We start from the raw sequence: 19,406 nt of genomic DNA, 5'->3' as shown, positions 1-19,406 counted from the left end.
ACACAGAAACCAACAGTACCAACTATCACTACTGCTCAGACACTGACCAGTGATAATACACCGACTGTAACCGGTACTGCAGAAGCTAACAGCACTGTAACTATATATGTAGATGGATCAGCAGTGGGTACAACCACAGCTGACGCTAGCGGTAACTATACCTTCACAGTGCCAACAGCCCTGACTGATGGTACGCACGCATTCACTGCTACTGCTACCGATGCTGTAGGAAATGTTAGTGCGCCAAGTGCAACACTGAATATCACTATCGATACCCAGAAGCCAACAGTACCAACTATCACTACTGCTCAGACACTGACAAGTGATAATACACCAACTGTAACCGGTACTGCAGAGGCTAATAGTACTGTAACTATATATGTAGATGGATCAGCAGTAGGTACAACTACCGCTAATGCTGGTGGTAATTATACATTCACTGTGCCAACAGCCCTGACTGATGGTACGTATGCATTCACCGCTATTGCTACCGATGCAGTGGGTAATGTCAGTGCGCCAAGTGCAACGCTGAATATCACAATCGATACCCAGAAACCAACAGTACCAACTATCACTACTGCTCAGACACTGACCAGTGATAATACACCAACTGTAACTGGTGCCGCTGAAGCTAATAGTACTGTAACTATATATGTAGATGGATCAGCAGTGGGTACAACCACAGCTGACGCTAGCGGTAACTATACCTTCACAGTGCCAACAGCCCTGACTGATGGTACGCATGCATTCAATGCTACTGCTACAGATGCAGTAGGTAATGTTAGCGCACCAAGTGCAACGCTGAATATCACTATCGATACCCAGAAGCCAACAGTACCAACTATCACTACTGCTCAGACACTGACAAGTGATAATACACCAACTGTAACTGGTACAGCTGAAGCTAGCAGCACCGTTACTATATATGTAGATGGATCAGCAGTGGGTACAACTACCGCTAATGCTGGTGGTAATTATACCTTCACTGTGCCAACAGCCCTGACTGATGGTACGCACGCATTCACCGCTACTGCTACCGATGCTGTAGGTAATGTTAGTGCACCAAGTGCAACACTGAATATCACTATCGATACCCAGGCACCAACAGCACCAACTATCACTACTGCTCAGACACTGACTAGTGATAATACACCAACTGTAACTGGTACTGCTGAAGCTAACAGCACTGTAACTATATATGTAGATGGATCAGCAGTAGGTACAACTACCGCTAATGCTGGTGGTAATTATACTTTCACGGTGCCAACTGCCCTGACTGATGGTACGCACGCATTCACTGCTACAGCTACCGATGCTGTAGGTAATGTCAGTGCACCAAGTGCAACGCTGAATATCACTATCGATACACAGAAACCAACAGTACCAACTATCACTACGGCTCAAACACTGACCAGTGACAATACGCCGACTGTAACCGGTACTGCTGAAGCTAACAGCACCGTTACTATATATGTAGATGGATCAGCAGTGGGTACAACCACCGCTAATGCTGGTGGTAACTATACCTTCACTGTGCCAACAGCCCTGACTGATGGTACGCATGCATTCACCGCTACTGCTACAGATGCAGTGGGTAATGTCAGTGCGCCAAGTGCTACGCTGAATATCACTATCGATACCCAGAAGCCAACAGTACCAACTATCACTACTGCTCAGACACTGACTAGTGATAATACACCAACTGTAACTGGTACAGCTGAAGCTAACAGCACTGTAACTATATATGTGGATGGAGCAGCAGTAGGTACAACTACGGCTAATGCCAGTGGTAATTATACCTTCACAGTGCCAACCGCATTAACTGATGGTACGCATGCATTCACTGCTACAGCTACCGATGCTGTAGGTAATGTTAGCGCACCAAGTGCAACGCTGAATATCACTATCGATACCCAGGCACCGGTTACTCCGACCATCACTACCGCTCAAACACCGACTAGTGATAATACGCCGACCGTAACTGGTACCGCAGAAGCGAATAGCACCGTTACAATATATGTAGACAACAATATTGTAGGTACAACTACCGCAGATGCCAGTGGTAATTATACATTTACTGTGCCAACACCACTGAGTGACGGTACCCATGGGTTTACTGCTACCGCTACAGATGCTGTCGGTAATACCAGCGCACCAAGTGCATCCCTGATTATTGTTATTGATACTAAAGCGCCTGCAGTGCCGACTATTACTACGGCCCAGACGCTGACTAGTGATAACACACCAACCGTAACCGGTACAGCGGAAGCTAATAGCACGGTTACTATCTATGTAGACGGTAACGTGGTAGGCACGACAACGGCTAACGCAAGCGGTAATTATACCTTCACTGTGCCAACACCAATAAGTGACGGTACCCATGCGTTTACTGCTACCGCTACAGATGCTGTGGGTAACACCAGCGCACCAAGTACTACGCTGAACATCACTATCGATACACAGAAACCGGCTGTACCAACTATCACCACTGCTCAAACGCTGACTAGTGATAACACACCAACCGTAACCGGTACAGCGGAGGCTAACAGCACGGTTACTATCTATGTAGACGGTAACGTAGTCGGCACGACAACGGCTAACGCAAGCGGTAATTATACCTTCACTGTGCCAACACCACTGAGTGACGGTACCCATGGGTTTACTGCTACCGCTACAGATGCTGTGGGTAACACCAGCGCACCAAGTACTACGCTGAACATCACTATCGATACACAGAAACCGGCTGTACCAACTATCACCACTGCTCAAACGCTGACTAGTGATAACACACCAACCGTAACCGGCACAGCGGAAGCCAACAGTACTGTAACTATATATGTAGATGGTAACGCAGCAGGTATAACCACTGCTAATGCCAGCGGTAACTACACCTTCACGGTGCCAACAGCCCTGGCTGACGGTACGCACGCATTTACTGCTACTGCTACCGATGCTGTGGGTAATGTTAGTGCACCAAGTGCAACGCTGAATGTCACCATCGATACGAAGAAGCCTATAGTACCAACTATCACCACAGCTCAAACGCTGACCAGTGATAATACACCAACTGTAACCGGTACAGCAGAAGCTAACAGTACAGTAACTATCTATGTAGATGGTAACGCAATAGGTACGACAACCACAGATGCAAGTGGTAAATACACCTTTACTGTACCGGTTTCTCTGTCTGATGGTACCCATGCATTTACAGCGACTGCTACTGACGCAGTAGGAAATGTGAGTGCACCAAGCGCTACCCTGAATATCACAATCGATACCCAGGCACCGGCAGCGCCAACTATCACGACAGCTCAAACGCTGACTAATGATAACACGCCAACTGTAACCGGTACAGCAGAAGCTAACAGCAGTGTGACTATCTATGTAGACGGTAACGCAATAGGCTCGACAACGGCTGACGCGAGTGGTAAATACACCTTCACAGTACCAACATCATTGTCTGATGGTACCCATGCATTCACCGCTACTGCTAAAGATGCTGTAGGTAATGTCAGTGCGCCTAGTGCCACCCTAAGTATCACTATCGATACCAAGGCACCTGCGGCACCAACTCTCACTACAGATAAAACACCTACCAGTGATAACACACCAACCGTAAGTGGTACAGCAGAAGCTAACAGTACAGTGACGATCTATAAAGATGGTAACGCAGTAGGTACCACCAAGGCGGACGCCAGTGGTAACTATACATATACATTTAATCCAGCCCTGGCTGACGGTAGCTATGCTATTACCGCGACGGCAACAGATGCTGCCGGTAATACCAGCGCACACAGCCCGGCCTTAAATATCACCATTGATGCAGCTGCTCCGGCAACGCCAGCTGCGCCTCAACTGATCGGTGGCACGAATGGCATCACTAGTGATGCCACGCCATCTATCAAAGGTGACGCAGAAGCCAACAGTACCGTAACCGTGTACGTAGATGGCAAACCTGCCGGCACCACAAAAACCGATGCCAGCGGTCATTACACTTATACATTTGACCCGGCTCTGGCAGACGGACCGCACAACATCACCGTGACTGCTACAGACGCTACCGGCAATACCAGCGGACAAAGTCCCGCCCTCGCTATCGTGATCGATACACAGGCACCGGCTGTACCAACGCTGACGACCGATAAGTCACCGACCAACGATAATACACCAACCGTCACCGGTAAAGCTGAACCGAATAGTACCGTAACAGTCTATGTAGATGGCAAACCTGCCGGTACAACAACTGCCGATAATAACGGTAACTATAGCTATACCTTTAATCCTGCGTTGGCCGACGGTAATCATAACGTGACCACTACCGCTACAGATGCTGCTGGCAACACCAGCGCACAGACACCACCACTGAGTCTCACTGTGGATACACAAGCACCTGCGGCTCCGACCATCGTACTGGAAACTGCCAGCAACAATGGTGTGATCACTACCAGTAAACCGACCATCTCGGGTGCAGCAGAACCTAACAGTACTGTAACTATCTATGCGGATGGGGTAGTGGCAGGTACCGCAACAGCAGATGCCAGCGGACATTATACCTATACGTTCAACAATGGTCTATCTCAGGGTGCTCATGCGATCACAGCAACCGCCACCGATGCAGCAGGCAATACCAGCTTGCCTGGCGGTCCGCTTGCCTTCTCGATTGATGCAATGGCTCCGGGTATCCCTTCTGCGCCAGTATTACCTGGTATAAATATCCCGGGTCTTGTTAATACCGGTACGCCTAGAATTACAGGTAGAGGGGAACCAGGTACGACAATCACCATTTACACTAATGGCAAGCCTGTAGGTACTGCTGATGTAAATACTGCAGGCGATTGGTCTTATACCTACCATCCTGAACTGGCAGAAGGTGCGTATAACATTACGGTGACTGCCTCCGACAAACAGGGTAATGAAAGCGGACATAGCAATCAGGTGGTAATGACGGTGGATCTGACCCGTCCGGAAGTATCGCTGATGACGCGGGCTAAAGAACCATTAAACGCTCCGGCAGTCTTTACGTTTACTTTCTCCGAAGATGTGATAGGGTTTGAAGCCACCGATATCAATGTGAACAATGGTACAGTGAAGGAAATCAAGCAGTTGTCACCCACCATTTATGACGTAGTGATTGTACCGCTGGAAAACGGGATTTTGACAGTGAATGTTCCGGCGGATAAGGCAACCGATATGGCAGGTAATGGCAATTCGGTTTCCAGTACGCTGGCACTCCGTGTAAAATTCGGAATCAGTATAGACCTCGTCTACCCAATGCCGGCAAGTGATGTGGTGAATGTACGCTTCAGTGGTCTTGATTTCGGTGAGGCTACCTATACTATGACAAGTATGGCTGGTCAGGTATTGCTGCAGCAGAATGGTATTGTGAAGGACGGCATACTCACTTTCAGCACACAACGTGTTCCTTCCGGTACATATGTACTGTACATCAGGATGAAAGATCACAGCTTTAATACGACTGTCGTAATAGCAAGATAACAACTGATAGTCCCGGTAACCGACCTGTGTTGCCGGGACTACATAAATCAATTGAGATGATACGTTTCTGTTTCCGTTCTGCAACACTGGCTTTTCTGATAGGAACAGTTCTGCCTGTTATATCGCACGCACAGGAGAAAACTATTAATGTGGCTACATCTGCGGCGCCCTTTCTGAGGATCTCTCCGGATGCCCGTGCTGGTGGTATGGGGGAAATCGGCATCGCTACCAAAGCTGATGCCAATGCGCCCTTCTATAATTTATCCAAGATCGTTTTTGCAGAAGCGCCCAATGGCGTAGCGGCGTCCTATGTCCCCTGGCTGAGGGCGATCAGTAACAAGATTTACCTGGCTACTGTCAGTGGTTATCATAAACTGGATAATAACCAGGCAATAAGCGGCGCGCTCCGGTATTTTAGCCTGGGTAATATTCAGTTTGCAGACGCTTCCGGTAATGCACTGGGTAGCTCCAGTCCCCGTGAATTCTCACTGGAAGGAGGCTACGCCCGTAAGCTGGGCGACCGTTTAAGCCTGGCATTGGGGGCACGGTACATTTATTCAAAGCTGGCCACTGGAAATGCGAATAATTCCGGGGTTAATTATAAAGCGGGAAACGCATTCGGAGTAGATATCTCCATGACCTATAATATGGTGAACGAAGAGGGAAAGGGCCTGGTAACCGGGGTAACGCTTACCAACCTGGGCTCAAGGGTCAACTATAGCAACAACAGTGCTGCCAAAGAATATCTGCCTTCTAATTTTGGTGCAGGTGTGGCTTATAATCTGCCAATGCAGGAAGGCCACAAATTCACTTTCGGTCTGGATCTCAATAAGATGCTGACACCTGTTATTCCTAACGATTCCGCTGGTATCGCCTCCTATTACGATTACAGCGTTGTGAAAAGCTGGTTTAAATCCTTTAGCAGTGCCAACGGCGGATTGAAATCCTTCCAGGTATCCCTGGGCTGTGAATACAGCTATAAGGAGCAGTTCTTCATCCGTACCGGCTATTTCTACGAGGACAAATACCATGGTGACCGTAATTATCTGACCACTGGCGTTGGGTATAAGTATGGTTCTGCCATGTTCAATATTGCTTATATAGTACCATCCGGCAGCGGCGCTACCAGGAGCCCTCTGTCCAATACACTGCGTTTCGGCGTTACAGTGGATCTTCCCTGGAAATAGATAGTCTTTATCCCTTTCCTATATATCCTATACTTATGAAGGTCTGCCTTTCCGGCAGGCCTTTTTGTTTCTTATTTAAATAATTTATATTTGTTATATCTAATCGGCATTTTCCCTAAAACCTAAACCCAAAACCTATGATTTTCTTTTATGGACGCAATAGCTTCAAAGTGAAGAGTGTTCAGTTGTCGGAAATTGGTATACACACGGAAGTTCCCGGCGTGGTACAATTTGAATACAGACAACAATATGCGCATCTGTATTGGATTCCGATGTTTCCTATTGGTTCTCAATGGTGCGTGCGTAAGACCGACAACAAGCTTTACGAGGTAAATCATGAACTGTTGCCTGCACTGAATGCACTACCAAGGCCTAAAATGGGCTGGCTTGCTTTTGCAGGTCCCATTATAATTGCGCTGGTAGTTATTTATTTTCGGATCTTTCATTAAGACTTATTACAGGATATGAAAATACAAAAGGGGGTATCGGCAGGATACTCCCTTTTTGTTTTCCCACAGAAACCGGATATTCCTCTCACTTTGGAACCCCTATATCAGCATTAAGTCTATATTATATTTCCGGGGTATTGATACCATTCTTCCTATACTTTTCTTGTGATGATTGTTTTTTTGTATTTTCATTCTCATACCGTGCCACGTTAAATACAAAAAACATGAGTTCAAGAAGACAATTTATGCAACAGGCTGGCCTGATAGCCGCCGGTGTTATGGTCAACCCATCTGGTATTTTCAGCAAAGCCCGCGAAAATACAGTTAGCAAAATAGGTATCCAGTTGTATACCCTGCGCGAACAGCTGGCGAAAGACGTGAAAACTACCATTGAAAAGGTAGCCCAGACCGGGTATAGCCATGTGGAGACATTCTACGGCTATAAAGCACCCGATCAGAAGGAGCAGTTCTGGGGACTGGATCCGAAAGGTTTGAAAGCCCTGTTAAAAGACAATAACCTCGCTACACACAGTGGTCACTATCAGCTGAATGATTACCTGACCCGTGGAAAGGGTAATGATGAAGCCCTGAAAGTACAACTCGGCATCGCAAATGAACTAGGACAGCAATACCTGGTTGTACCGGTGCCTCCTGCCGGCTTGTGGGATAAGATGACTGCGGATGATTACAAATTCATCGCAGAGCAGTTGAACAAGGCAGGGGAGTTGGCTAAGAGATCTGACCTGAAAATCGGATATCATAATCACTACTGGGAATTCAGACAACTACCCGATGCCCAGACCTCCGGATATGAACTCATGCTACAAGGCACAGACCCATCTCTGGTAAGTTTCGAACTGGACCTATTCTGGGCTATTAAAGCCAATGTTGATCCGGTGACCTTATTCAAAAAACATCCTGGTCGCTTCTCTATGTGGCATGTAAAAGACATTGATAAATCAGCCACGGAGAAAATTGCAGGTGGTGATGCAGATCATAAGACAGCCATGGAGATCCTGCCTCATGTGAAATTCGCGGAAGTAGGTACCGGTGCTGTTGATTTTAAAAACATCTTTGCCAACGCCAGCGTAGCAGGTGTGAAATATGCTTTCGTGGAACAGGACAAGATCACCATCGATCCGTTTGAAAGTATTAAGAAGAGCTACGGATATGTGAAAAGCAATTTGTTAAAGGCCTAAGGCGCTAGTAACATACAGTAACAGACAGGGACAGACGCTCATATCTGTCCCTGTTTGTTGCTTTTTATATCAACTTCTGAGACAGATTTCACTTACTTCGGACATTTTATTCCCTCCACACCCTTATAACCCGCAATATTTACGTAGTTACTGAAAAGTGAATGAATACGTAGTTCCCGCAATGGTGGCCACTTTGAGATTATCTACTGCCTTTTATTTTATCAGAAGTACCATTTACCTGCCAATTCTTGCCAGATAGGAATTGCCATTTTTCTTTTCTTGTGGGATGCTCTTACTTTGCCTCCATAAATTTTCAACCCCAAAAAAAATCGCATTTATGAAAATCGCAATGACAGCAGCAGCCGTGCTTCTATGCATACAGGCGTTTGCGCAGGTCCCTCAAAAAGAAGAAAAAGATGCACCAGAACTTCTCTACAAAAGCGTTAAAAAAGCAACAATGGCCTCTCCGGACGGACCGGACGGTGACGAGATCAGTAACAAACCGCTGAGCAGCAGGTTGAGGACAGTGACTCCTTCAAGAAAGATCACAGCAGCTAAACAGGTAATATTTACAGAAGCCGATGCTCCCGGTATTGTAATGATGCGCGCCGGTAGTAGTAGTTGTGCTGCCCCGATTGTGGAAGACGGTATGGACCCGGTGTATGATGGTGTGAAACCACATATGCCATTGTACCTGCCTTACAAAAGCAGTAGTGTAGGCATCTGGCAAGGCTTTTACTACAGCTGGGACAAAAATAACGATGGTGTTAAAGACATTCACCGCGCTATCGATTTTGGCAAAACATCAGTTGACACTAACGAAGACCCCACTTTCGGTGTGTATGCCATAGCTCCCGGTAAGGTTATTGACGTATATTGGTCAAATGGTGGCGGTAATATTATCGTCATCGAACACACTGCACCTGACGGATTCAAGTACCGCAGCCGTTATCTGCATCTTCGTAATGGATACGATAATGACAGAGCCCTGGCCAAGAACTCTCCCACGGCCAAGTATAAAGCGTTTGCAAAGAATGGCACTACCAGTAATTTATGCTGGGGTACCAATAGCCAGACTATTAAAGTAAAGAAGGATGACTATGTACAGGCAGGACAGTTCCTGGCTTATTCAGGTAATACCGGTTCCGGTGGTATCGGTGTGATCCTCAATGACGATGGTACGCTGACAAATCCCAGCACAAAATCATTCAATGTGCACCTGCATTTTGAAACAAGTGTACTGGATACCCGCAGCGGTCATAGTGGGGAATGGGTGAATGTAGACCCATATGGTACTTATAATCATAGCGGTGTTAGTTGCTACGATCTGGAATCAGTAACACCTTATGCCCGCCTGTTTGCGCCGTTTTACCCTAGTTTCCATAACGTACCTCTGAATATTGTAAACAAATTCTGGTCTTACTATACTGGTATGGGCATGGCATTACAGACCGTAAGCGTTGACCGCAATGGTGGTGATCTGTATGCTGCTGGTTCTTTCCAATGGGGATTATCAGGAGAGTGGTATACACACTTCTATATGACAGGCGCTGTTTACCAGACTTACTTTAATACTTACAGTGCAAAAGGTATGCGTCCCCGCCAGATATCAGTGACGAAAGATGGCAGCGGAAATCCGCGCTTCTCTGTGATCTGGGAGAAGAATCCTGCTGGCCAGACAGCGTACTCTATCCACAATGCAGATGACGCTACTTTTGATAATGCCTGGAAGACGTATGTTACTACCAAGAAATGGCATGTGCAGGAACACGTAGATTATACTGTGGGTGGCAAAAGATTGCATGCGGCGGTTTTCGTAAATACGCCTAATGACAACGGTTTCTACCTGTACTATGGTATGAATTCAACGGACTTCAACAATAAGTTCAACGAATTATATCCTAATTGGGAACTGAAGAGCATTTGTGTAAATGGTAGCCAGGTAGGAGGGGTATGGCGTCCTAAAAAGAACAATTACGCCGCTTACTATGGCATGACATCTGCCGATTATCAATCCAAATTTAACCAGTTTACTTCTCAGGGTTTACGTTTGGTGAAGGTGCAGAATTATGATGACAATGAACGTTTCAGTGCCGTATGGGGTAAATAAACTCATAGCGATATAGTGAAATGCCGTCCTGGAGAGCCAGGACGGCGTTTCCTATGGTTCACGTTTATATTGTGCAATAGACCGAATTATTGTGATATCAGTCGCGACCTTTCGCTACTTGCCTGGGAACGGTTTTTCTTGCTGCAGGCGGTTCAGCGTTTTTGTCCAGCAGTACTTCCAATGAATAGAACCGACTTTCCATCTGAATGTCCATAGCAGTAAACTTTTGCTCAATATCTATCTGTCTTGATTCTACCATAACTACCTTTTTCTCTAAGATGCTAACCCTGTCCCCCAGCGCTCTCAATTCTTCCCTGACTTCCTTCCTGAAATCACATAAGTTGATCTCAAGCGCCTCCACTCTTGTTGTCATTGCATCTATCTTTTTATCCATATTAATCAATAGTGCCAGTATTTGCTGTGCTGTGTCAGCTCCAATTGTCAATTCCATAATGAAAAAGATGTTATTATTTGTATAAATGATTGGTTAAAAGTGGCGTCTATCCCGATACGGATTTAATCCTCCTCAGCAGCTTCTTTCTGCGGTTCTGCACCCATCTTTCCTTCCGTCGTTTCTTCTTCTTCCTCTTCTTCTTCTTTTTCCGGTAATGAATCTGTTCTTACAATAAGTACCTCAGTTTCTGTTGGACTTATTAAGTTGACATTTACGTTGTTTACTACTACCAGCACTGGTTGTGCTGCATCAGCTTTAACTGTGAATTCCAAAATCATGATAAAGTTGTTTTTTTAAATAAATGATTGGTTAGAAAATGATATTCTGTAATTTCAATATGATCCATAACGTCTTGCGAAACTCCTTTCCGCCTGCCTTGTGGTATTCAGCTATCAATTCAACAGCGCACCACTACACCCCCAAACGCCAGACAATAAATCTCCCTTTCCGCCTACCTCAGGGCAAACAGCTATCAATTCAAACAGCCTATAAAAACACAATTCCCCAATAAGACAATAAAACTCCCTGCCGCTTACCTCGCGGTAGACAGACGCAGTAATAATTTTAATTCTTTAGGGGAGATGATGCCGGCAAAAGACTTATTGCGGCTATATGTGGTTGGGATCGTCTACAAACAAATCAGTTGGCGCTGTGATACTATGCAGACTTTAATATCGCATTACTTTGCGGATGCTGCTCCTTATATCCCGGTAACTTTTTAGAGATCTGCTGCGCTGTACCGGGAAATAATATGGGCAGCTGAGCAGGTATTTTCTGCGTTATCATAAAACAGTTTTCTACGTGAAAAATGGTTGGTTTCAATCAGAGAATAATAACTGTGTTTATCGGAAAGATAAACACAGTTATCTTATATAAATTATGGTGGATTGATATGCTTTATCATACACAAACAATGTTTTTTTATTACCCACCAAAAGTATCAAACACTTTTCGGTTTTCCGTCATTCATTTTGTTCATTCTCATATTCAACACCACACCTCCGGTCAGTAGTAGTAACATCACTAAATAACCGGATATCGCCAGTTTGATGCCAGTATAGTAAGACGCTGGTTCAAATCTGAATGTGATAGTATGCTTTCCTGCTGGTACCTGCATTCCGCGCAACGCATAGTCTACACGGCAGTAAGGCGCCGGCTCACCATCGATGAACGCATTCCAGCCCTGCTCATAATACACCTCCGAGAATACCGCAAATTGTGGTGTGCTTGCTGTAGTGTTATAACTGATCTCATTCAGATTGTTTGCAATCAGACTGATAGTCGCCGTAGAATCAAAAGCCGGATTGTCTTTGATCAGTACCTTATAACGCTCGTCAATCACAACACTATCCTTTGTGTCGAGATGGTCTAGCGCTTTCATCTCCGTATTCGCATCCCTCGCCCACAGGATGTGTTTTACAAACCAGGCATTACCCAATGCATCAGGGTTTCTTTGTGCAACAGGATGGCCATCATTTCCCGGTACGATCACATATTTCGCATTTAGCATGTTGAGTACATTGATATTATTATGGCTGATCTGCCGCTCAATCAGATCTGCATACAATTGCAATTTAGCTGCGTGGTACCCGCCTATACTTTTATGAAAATAAGACGTCATCGCATCCTCAAATGGGGAAGCCGTCAGATTGAATACTCTATAGTAAGGATCTTTATCCTGTAATATCTCCTGGTCTGCTGCTGACGCCTGGAAAGGTTGGCTATAGCTGCTTTCATCCATAAAGCTATCTGCGTTCAGATAACGGTTGTCAACCTGCAGCAGATCTACCACAACTAAGAGCGAAATACCTGCCAACAGCCAGGTGCTGTTGAACCGGTTTCTGAGGAACAGCCAAAGCAGGAGAAATGCGAGTCCCGCGAAGATAGCGGTCCGCCATACATCATGCTGATACAGGGCTTGTCGGTCTGCATACAAGGCTGTCATCAGTTCATTTGCTACTTGGGTATTACCCTGGAACATCTGTGTCAGTCTCGAATGGAAAATATCATCTCCACCTGGATCCTGCATATTGCCGGTGGCATTAGTATATCTGAACCCGAAAGAGGCTGCGTAGATCACCACCAGCACACCGGCGATGGTCATTCCTGTCCATTTTAGTTTTTGCTGTATTTCGTCGCGCGATAATTTTCCGCTGATCAGTTCCTGTAATGCAAGTGCGGCCAATACAGCAAACGAAAGCTGCGGAATGATCAACGCCTGCGCTGGTGCACGGAACTTATTATACATCGGAAAGTGATCGAACAGGAAATAGTTGAATGCCGGAAAGTTGCTTCCCCAGGCCAGCAGAATGCCCAATACACTGATCGCAATCAGCCACCATTTATGCCAGGACTGGACAATGAAAAGACCCAATAATGCCAGCAGGCAGATTACAGCACCCATGTATACTGGTCCGGAGGTACCCAGATAAGATTGATCACCCCAATAGAGATTCCAATGTTGGGTCGCCTCCTGTGCACTGGCTTCTGGTACGCCGATGGATACCAATTTCTTGTAGGTCTCTGAACTATTATTCAATGAACCGGAAGAGCTCCCGCCGTATATATCAGGCACCAGCATTGTGAAGCTCTCAAACTTGCCGTAACTCCACCTGAAAGCGTACTCCTTGTCCAGGCCCCCCTTGCTTTTATCTGCTGGTGTTTCTGCTAACGGCGTAAGTTCTGAAGTGCCGCCACGGGTACTTTCCTGGGCATATTCATAGGTGGTCCATAACGTAACAGCATTGGAGGCCAGCGAAAGCACTACTGCCAACGCGGTTAGCAGCCCGGTGACAATGAGATGTTTGTATTGTTTCTGAAGAATGCAGTATACTGTATAAACGATAGCCATTACTGCGAGCATCAGGAAGAAATAATACGTGATCTGCAGGTGATTGGCGCCTACCAGGTAGGTAAGGAATAACGCCATAATACCCGTTCCCAGCAGGTATTTTTTACGTATGATCAGCACAAAACCTGCTATTACTGCGGGCAGATAGGCGAGTGCCAGCATCTTGGTTTCATGGCCTGTCACAATAATGATAGGCGAATAACTGGCATAAGTGTACGCTACCGCTCCCACAAACCCTACCCAGGGACTGGTACCCAGCACGATACATAAAAGGTAAAAGCAAAGGGCTGACAGGAATAACACGTTGATCGGTTTGGGTAGTCCCAATGTCAGGACAGCTGGGATATAGCCAGTAAAATCATATGGCGTTTCCATCGCTATCTGGTAGGTAGGCATGCCTCCAAACATACTGGTTGTCCACAGTGGCGTTGTGCCGTGTGCGTGCTTATACTGCATGGTCTCCCTCGCCATGGCCTGCCATTGTATGTTGTCACTCTGGCTGAGTATTTTGCCGTTCAGGGCTGGTTTACAGTAGATAACAGAGAGCACTAAGAGCCCTAGTATAGCAAGTGCATGTGGTAACAAAGCCTTCAAACGGGTGATCATAAAGGTGTGATGTAAGTGAGTAGTGAATATAGAAATAGTTTCAATAAAAAAGGAGCCCGGTATTACACTGAGCTCCTTTTTCTTATCGATGATGGAAGACTTATTTCTCTTCTTCCTTCTCCTTGTCTTTATCTTTTTGAATATTGCAGATGTGTACCTTGGCAATACGATGCTGGTCCATCTTGATCACTTCCAGTTTCAGGTTCCTCCAGCTGATGCTGTCTCCGGTAGTAGGTATCTTGCCCATCCTGTCCAGGATAAATCCGCCCAGGGTTACGAAGTTGGCAATATTCACTTTTTGCGGATCAGCGTCTAAGCCCATCAGTTCCAGGAATTCTACGAAAGGTAACTGGCCATCTACCAGCAGGCTACCATCTTCATTGCGGATCACCTCATATTCGAATTCATTCGTTTCAGAGATGTCTCCCACAAGGGCATCCACGATATCGTTGATGGTAACCAGACCCTTGATAGATCCGAATTCATCCACGACCATCGCCTGATAGATACGCTCTCTTTTGAATAGCTCAAGCAGCTGATACGCCCTGTTATGGACGGTTACCACCAGCAACTTGCGACTGATGCTTTCGAGGTTATTGATCACCTCATTAAAATTCTCGCTGAGGAGGTCTTTGGAATACACAAAGCCTGTCGTATGATCCAGGTCCTCTTTTGCAAGTGGGTATACCGTATGTTTCTGTGACAGGATTTTGGCTTTATTTACCTCCGGATCGTCTGTAATATCCAGCCATACCACCTCATTACGAGGGGTCATCAGGGCAGATACCTGACGGTCGCCCAGGTTGAATACGTTCTGTATCAGTGCTTTCTCCGTTTCTTCAATCACGCCACCCTGGTGACTTTCAGCGATGATCACACGGAGTTCTTCTTCCGTGTGGATGTCTTCATGCTCATGTACCGGACGGATACCCACAGCCCGGAGTATAACGTTAGCAAGGCCGTTCAGGATCCAGATGAAAGGTCTGAACACCACATAGAACAATTTCAGGGGCACGGCTACGGTAAAGGTAGTAGGCACCGGTTTGCGTATAGCCAGCGACTTAGGTGCCAGTTCCCCGAATACGATATGCAGAATGGTAATACTCAGGAAGGCAAGAGGGATGGCTATTTTATGTGCTACCGCTTCTTCCAGATTGAGATGTAATGCCTCAAAAAGTTGGATGATCAGTGTTGTAGTGACTTTTTCGCCTACCCAGCCCAATCCGAGTGACGCAAGGGTGATTCCCAGCTGGGTGGCAGCAAGATAACCGTCGAGGTTATTAACAATACTTTTGGCCATCTGCGAGACCGCCTTACTACGGCCGGAATTCACTTCTATCTGCGAGGACCGGACTTTCACAATCGCAAATTCTGCTGCCACAAAAAATCCGTTCAGCAGTACCAGGAAGATGGTGAAAAATATGTCTAACGTCATGTATGATGTGTCTTAATTTATACTAAGGATTCTTAAGATAGTACTAATTTGCCTTTTTAGGTCTGTGCAGGTCACCCCAGTCAGAGATGATCTGTAACATATGTCTCATCGACTGACCATCATTTGTGAGTTCATATTCTACTCTTGGTGGCACTTCTGCATATACCAACCGTTTGATCAGCCCGTCCTTTTCCAGCTCCCGTAACTGCAACACCAGGATGCGCTCAGATACATCAGGAATGTTCTTTTTCAGTTCACTATAGCGTAATTTACCTTCCAACAGCGCCCAGAGTATAGTTGGCTTCCACCTTCCCCCAATCAGATCCAGCGTATAAGCCATCCCACAATTTACGTGTATCTTATTCCTGTTCAATGTATTAGTTGAGCTTTCCTTTCTCATTACTTACATTTTTGTCAGTACTTAATAATCTTGTCAGTACCTGTAAAATTAACGCTACCGCTTTACTTTTACAAACAATTAAGAAAAATAGTTATTATGAAACATCTTGAAAACAAGGTCGCATTAGTGACTGGTGGCAGCCGTGGCATGGGCGCCGCCATCGTAAAACAACTGGCTGAAGCAGGCGCAAACGTCGCATTCACCTATGTCCGTTCTGCGGCAAAGGCTCACCAACTGGCAGCAGATATATCAAAGACAACCGGACAAACCATTCTTGCCCTGGCGGCAGACAATGCGTCTGATACGGCTGTTACGGCCGCTGTAGAAGAAGTAGCGGGTAAGCTTGGAGGAATAGACATCCTGGTGAACAATGCGGGTATTTATGAAAAGAAACCGCTGGAAGAGCAAACTGCGGCTGACTATGATGAAATGATGGATGTCAACGTGAAAGCCGTATTTATGGCTTCCATCACCGCCATCAAACATATGAAAGCAGGAGGGAGGATCATCAGTATCGGTAGCAATATGGCTGATCGTGTGGCTGGTCCCGGCGCTACACTCTATGCTATGAGCAAGTCTGCACTGAAGGGGCTTACAAAAGGATTGGCCCGGGAATTAGGTCCTAAGGGTATTACGGTAAACCTTGTGCAGCCCGGCCCTACAGATACTGACATGAATCCTGCTACCAGTGCGCACGCCGACAAGCTCCGTTCTATGATGGCATTGCCACACTACGGAAATGTGTCTGACATTGCCAGCCTTGTAAGCTTCCTGGCAGGTCCGCAAAGCGGATTTATCACAGGTGCCTCACTAACCATAGACGGTGGCTTTAACATCTGATAAAGCAGTACAGCCATCAACGTGGTATTGACAGAATAGTGTGACGTCCCTATTCTGTTCATTTCCGACAGCTGCTGAGTATTCATTCCCCAAAATTGTAATCTTTCAAAAAAATATTATAGCTTATGAGCCAATATTAACCACTCAACGTTATGATCAAACAGATCGCGATTGCTTTTGTCGCTACACTGGCACTACAGCCTGCCAGTGCCCAGATGAAGAAAATCTCCTTAACAACAGATCACTCCGAACTAGTCTTCTCTGTTGACCCAAAAGGAAAGTTATTCCAGAGTTACCTGGGAACCAGGTTGATAGGCAATAATGAGCTGCCGCAAGGAAATCATGAAGCCTATATTCCTGCCGGTACCAATAACCTGTTCGAACCCGCTGTCAGCGTGATACATGCTGATGGAAATCCTTCACTGGAGCTCTTATATTCTTCTTTATCAGTAGATTCTGCTGTTGCAGGCGTCACCGCGTATACGATTACGCTGAAAGATCCGCAGTACGCTTTTGAGCTACTCCTGCACATTGACTGTTACAGGAAGGATGATATTTTCAAGAGCTGGACGGAGATCCGTCATAAAGAGAAAGGCCCCGTTATACTGAACAATTTTGCCTCTTCCATGCTGCACTTCGATGCACGCAGATACTGGCTGACCAATTTCCATGGCGACTGGGCGGAAGAAGCTAAAATGGTAGATAATGAACTAACCAGCGGCATCAAGATCCTGGATACCAAATTGGGTACCAGGGCCGACATGTATCAATCACCTTTCTTTTTCATGTCGCTGAACGAGCCTTCTACAGAGACACACGGGGAACTGATTGCCGGTACCCTTGCCTGGACAGGCAATTTCCGCTTCGCTTTTGAAGTAGATGAACACAACTCCCTGCGGATGGTGACAGGCATGAACACTTATGCCTCACAGTATAAGTTACAGCCTGATCAATCGTTTATAACGCCAGGTTTTCTCTTTACCTACTCTAATACCGGAAGGGGAACTGCCAGCCGTAATTTCCATCACTGGGCCAATAAATGGGGTGTATTAAACGGTGAGGTGCCAAGAACGATATTACTGAACAACTGGGAGGCGACAGGTTTCGATTTTAATGAAGAGAAACTGACCCACCTGTTTGACGATACAAAGAAATTAGGAGCAGATCTTTTCCTGTTGGATGATGGATGGTTTGCCAATAAATATCCCCGTAATGATGATAAGACTTCTTTAGGCGACTGGGAGGAAAACAGGACCAAATTGCCACATGGCCTTGGTTACCTGGTGAAAACAGCTGCTGCCAAAGGTGTGAAATTTGGTATCTGGGTAGAACCTGAAATGGTAAATCCTAAAAGCGAATTGTATGAAAAACATCCTGACTGGATCCTGAAACTGCCTAACCGTGAGGAGGATTATTTCCGCAATCAGTTGGTGCTGGACCTGCTGAATCCTAAAGTGCAGGATTTTGTATTCGGAGTACTGGACAATATGCTGACCGCCAATCCGGGTATTGCCTATATCAAATGGGACTGTAACCGTATGATCACCAATGCATGGTCGCCTTACCTGAAAGATAATCAGTCCGCCCTCTATATTGACTATGTACGCAGCCTGTATAAAGTACTGGGCCGTTTGAGGGCTAAATACAAGGATATTCCCATCATGCTTTGCTCGGGTGGTGGCGGTCGTGTGGATTATGGTGCATTGCCGTATTTTACAGAATTCTGGCCCAGCGACAATACCGATGCATTTGAGAGGGTCTTTATTCAATGGGGTTACTCTTATTTCTTCCCGTCTTTCACGGTTGCCTGCCATGTAACTTCCTGGGGTAAACAGTCCCTGAAATACCGTACCGATGTGGCGATGATGGGCCGGCTGGGATATGATATCAACGTCGATAAGTTCACACCTGAGGAACTGGCTTTCAGTCAGCAGGCGGTGGGCAATTACAGGCGTTTATACCCTGTTATCAGTCATGGAGACCTCTACCGTCTCATATCACCTTATGACGAGAACAGGGCCGTGCTGATGTATGTAAGTAATGTAAAGGACAAAGCTGTGATATTCTCCTACAACCTGCACACCCGTTACGGGGAGAGCTTCCCGAATGTACGGCTGGAAGGGTTGGATGTCACGAAACAATACAAGGTGGAAGAGATCAATACCGCCGATGGAAAAGCCAGCAACTGGAAGGAGAACGGGAAGGTATTTACCGGAGATTACCTGATGAAGGTGGGATTGCCGGTTTCCGGCAGACGTGAGTTAACCAGTATGGTGCTGGAATTGACAGGTATGTAATTATGGCTATCAGATTTGAGAGCGCCTCTGATACAACAGGCGCTCTCAATATTTTATAACACCCGTTATTTCGCTGCCGTAA

At 46.1% G+C, this 19,406-nt stretch carries 13 protein-coding genes; 7 read left to right on the top strand and 6 right to left on the bottom strand.

Translation table 11 applies throughout. The annotated features are described in order from the left end of the window. The 5 genes from CLV42_RS32360 to CLV42_RS32340 form a co-directional block, all read left to right on the top strand. The coding region (locus CLV42_RS32360) for an Ig-like domain-containing protein (RefSeq protein WP_146154544.1) at positions 1-5,496 on the top strand (5,496 nt) is incomplete at its 5' end. Positions 5,497-5,552: 56 nt separating this feature from the next. Then, positions 5,553-6,683 (top strand): type IX secretion system outer membrane channel protein PorV, encoded by a 1,131-nt coding sequence (gene porV, locus CLV42_RS32355; RefSeq protein WP_106606093.1) that lies wholly within the window; start codon positions 5,553-5,555, stop codon positions 6,681-6,683. 137 nt (positions 6,684-6,820) lie between these two features. Next, positions 6,821-7,132 carry a hypothetical protein gene (locus CLV42_RS32350; RefSeq protein ID WP_106606092.1) on the top strand — a complete coding sequence of 104 codons (312 nt, stop codon included), beginning with the start codon at positions 6,821-6,823 and terminating at the stop codon, positions 7,130-7,132. Between the two features lie 224 nt (positions 7,133-7,356). Next, positions 7,357-8,331, top strand: coding sequence for a sugar phosphate isomerase/epimerase family protein (locus CLV42_RS32345; RefSeq protein WP_106606091.1), 975 nt, complete (start codon positions 7,357-7,359; stop codon positions 8,329-8,331). Between the two features lie 337 nt (positions 8,332-8,668). Further along, positions 8,669-10,441, top strand: coding sequence for a hypothetical protein (locus tag CLV42_RS32340; protein WP_170117730.1), 1,773 nt, complete (start codon positions 8,669-8,671; stop codon positions 10,439-10,441). Between the two features lie 97 nt (positions 10,442-10,538). Here CLV42_RS32340 and CLV42_RS32335 read toward each other — a convergent pair whose 3' ends face one another. The 6 genes from CLV42_RS32335 to CLV42_RS32315 all read right to left on the bottom strand — a co-directional run bounded on the left by CLV42_RS32335 (position 10,539) and on the right by CLV42_RS32315 (position 16,187). Beyond that, positions 10,539-10,892 carry a hypothetical protein gene (locus tag CLV42_RS32335; protein WP_106606089.1) on the bottom strand — a complete coding sequence of 118 codons (354 nt, stop codon included), beginning with the start codon at positions 10,890-10,892 and terminating at the stop codon, positions 10,539-10,541. 65 nt (positions 10,893-10,957) lie between these two features. Further along, complete coding sequence (locus tag CLV42_RS32330; RefSeq protein ID WP_106606088.1) at positions 10,958-11,173, bottom strand: hypothetical protein; 216 nt, start codon at positions 11,171-11,173, stop codon at positions 10,958-10,960. A 379-nt stretch (positions 11,174-11,552) separates the two neighbouring features. Beyond that, positions 11,553-11,681, bottom strand: coding sequence for a hypothetical protein (locus CLV42_RS34490; protein WP_262510019.1), 129 nt, complete (start codon positions 11,679-11,681; stop codon positions 11,553-11,555). A 154-nt stretch (positions 11,682-11,835) separates the two neighbouring features. Further along, positions 11,836-14,352 carry a YfhO family protein gene (locus tag CLV42_RS32325; RefSeq protein ID WP_106606087.1) on the bottom strand — a complete coding sequence of 839 codons (2,517 nt, stop codon included), beginning with the start codon at positions 14,350-14,352 and terminating at the stop codon, positions 11,836-11,838. A gap of 100 nt (positions 14,353-14,452) precedes the next feature. Beyond that, a complete protein-coding gene (locus CLV42_RS32320) occupies positions 14,453-15,787 on the bottom strand; it encodes a hemolysin family protein (protein ID WP_106606086.1) in 1,335 nt (444 codons plus the stop codon). Positions 15,788-15,830: 43 nt separating this feature from the next. Continuing rightward, complete coding sequence (locus CLV42_RS32315) at positions 15,831-16,187, bottom strand: winged helix-turn-helix transcriptional regulator (protein ID WP_106606085.1); 357 nt, start codon at positions 16,185-16,187, stop codon at positions 15,831-15,833. Between the two features lie 96 nt (positions 16,188-16,283). Here CLV42_RS32315 and CLV42_RS32310 point away from each other — a divergent pair, with 96 nt between their 5' ends. Both CLV42_RS32310 and CLV42_RS32305 read left to right on the top strand, forming a co-directional pair. After that, positions 16,284-17,027, top strand: coding sequence for an SDR family NAD(P)-dependent oxidoreductase (locus tag CLV42_RS32310; RefSeq protein ID WP_106606084.1), 744 nt, complete (start codon positions 16,284-16,286; stop codon positions 17,025-17,027). A gap of 152 nt (positions 17,028-17,179) precedes the next feature. Next, complete coding sequence (locus CLV42_RS32305) at positions 17,180-19,324, top strand: alpha-galactosidase (RefSeq protein ID WP_106606083.1); 2,145 nt, start codon at positions 17,180-17,182, stop codon at positions 19,322-19,324. Positions 19,325-19,406 lie beyond the last annotated feature (82 nt).

It is taken from the genome of Chitinophaga ginsengisoli (genome assembly GCF_003014595.1).
GTDB classification, from domain to species: Bacteria; Bacteroidota; Bacteroidia; order Chitinophagales; family Chitinophagaceae; genus Chitinophaga; species Chitinophaga ginsengisoli.
The sequence above is the reverse complement of the archived record's forward strand: the minus strand, read 5'-3'. Positions and strand labels throughout refer to the sequence as shown.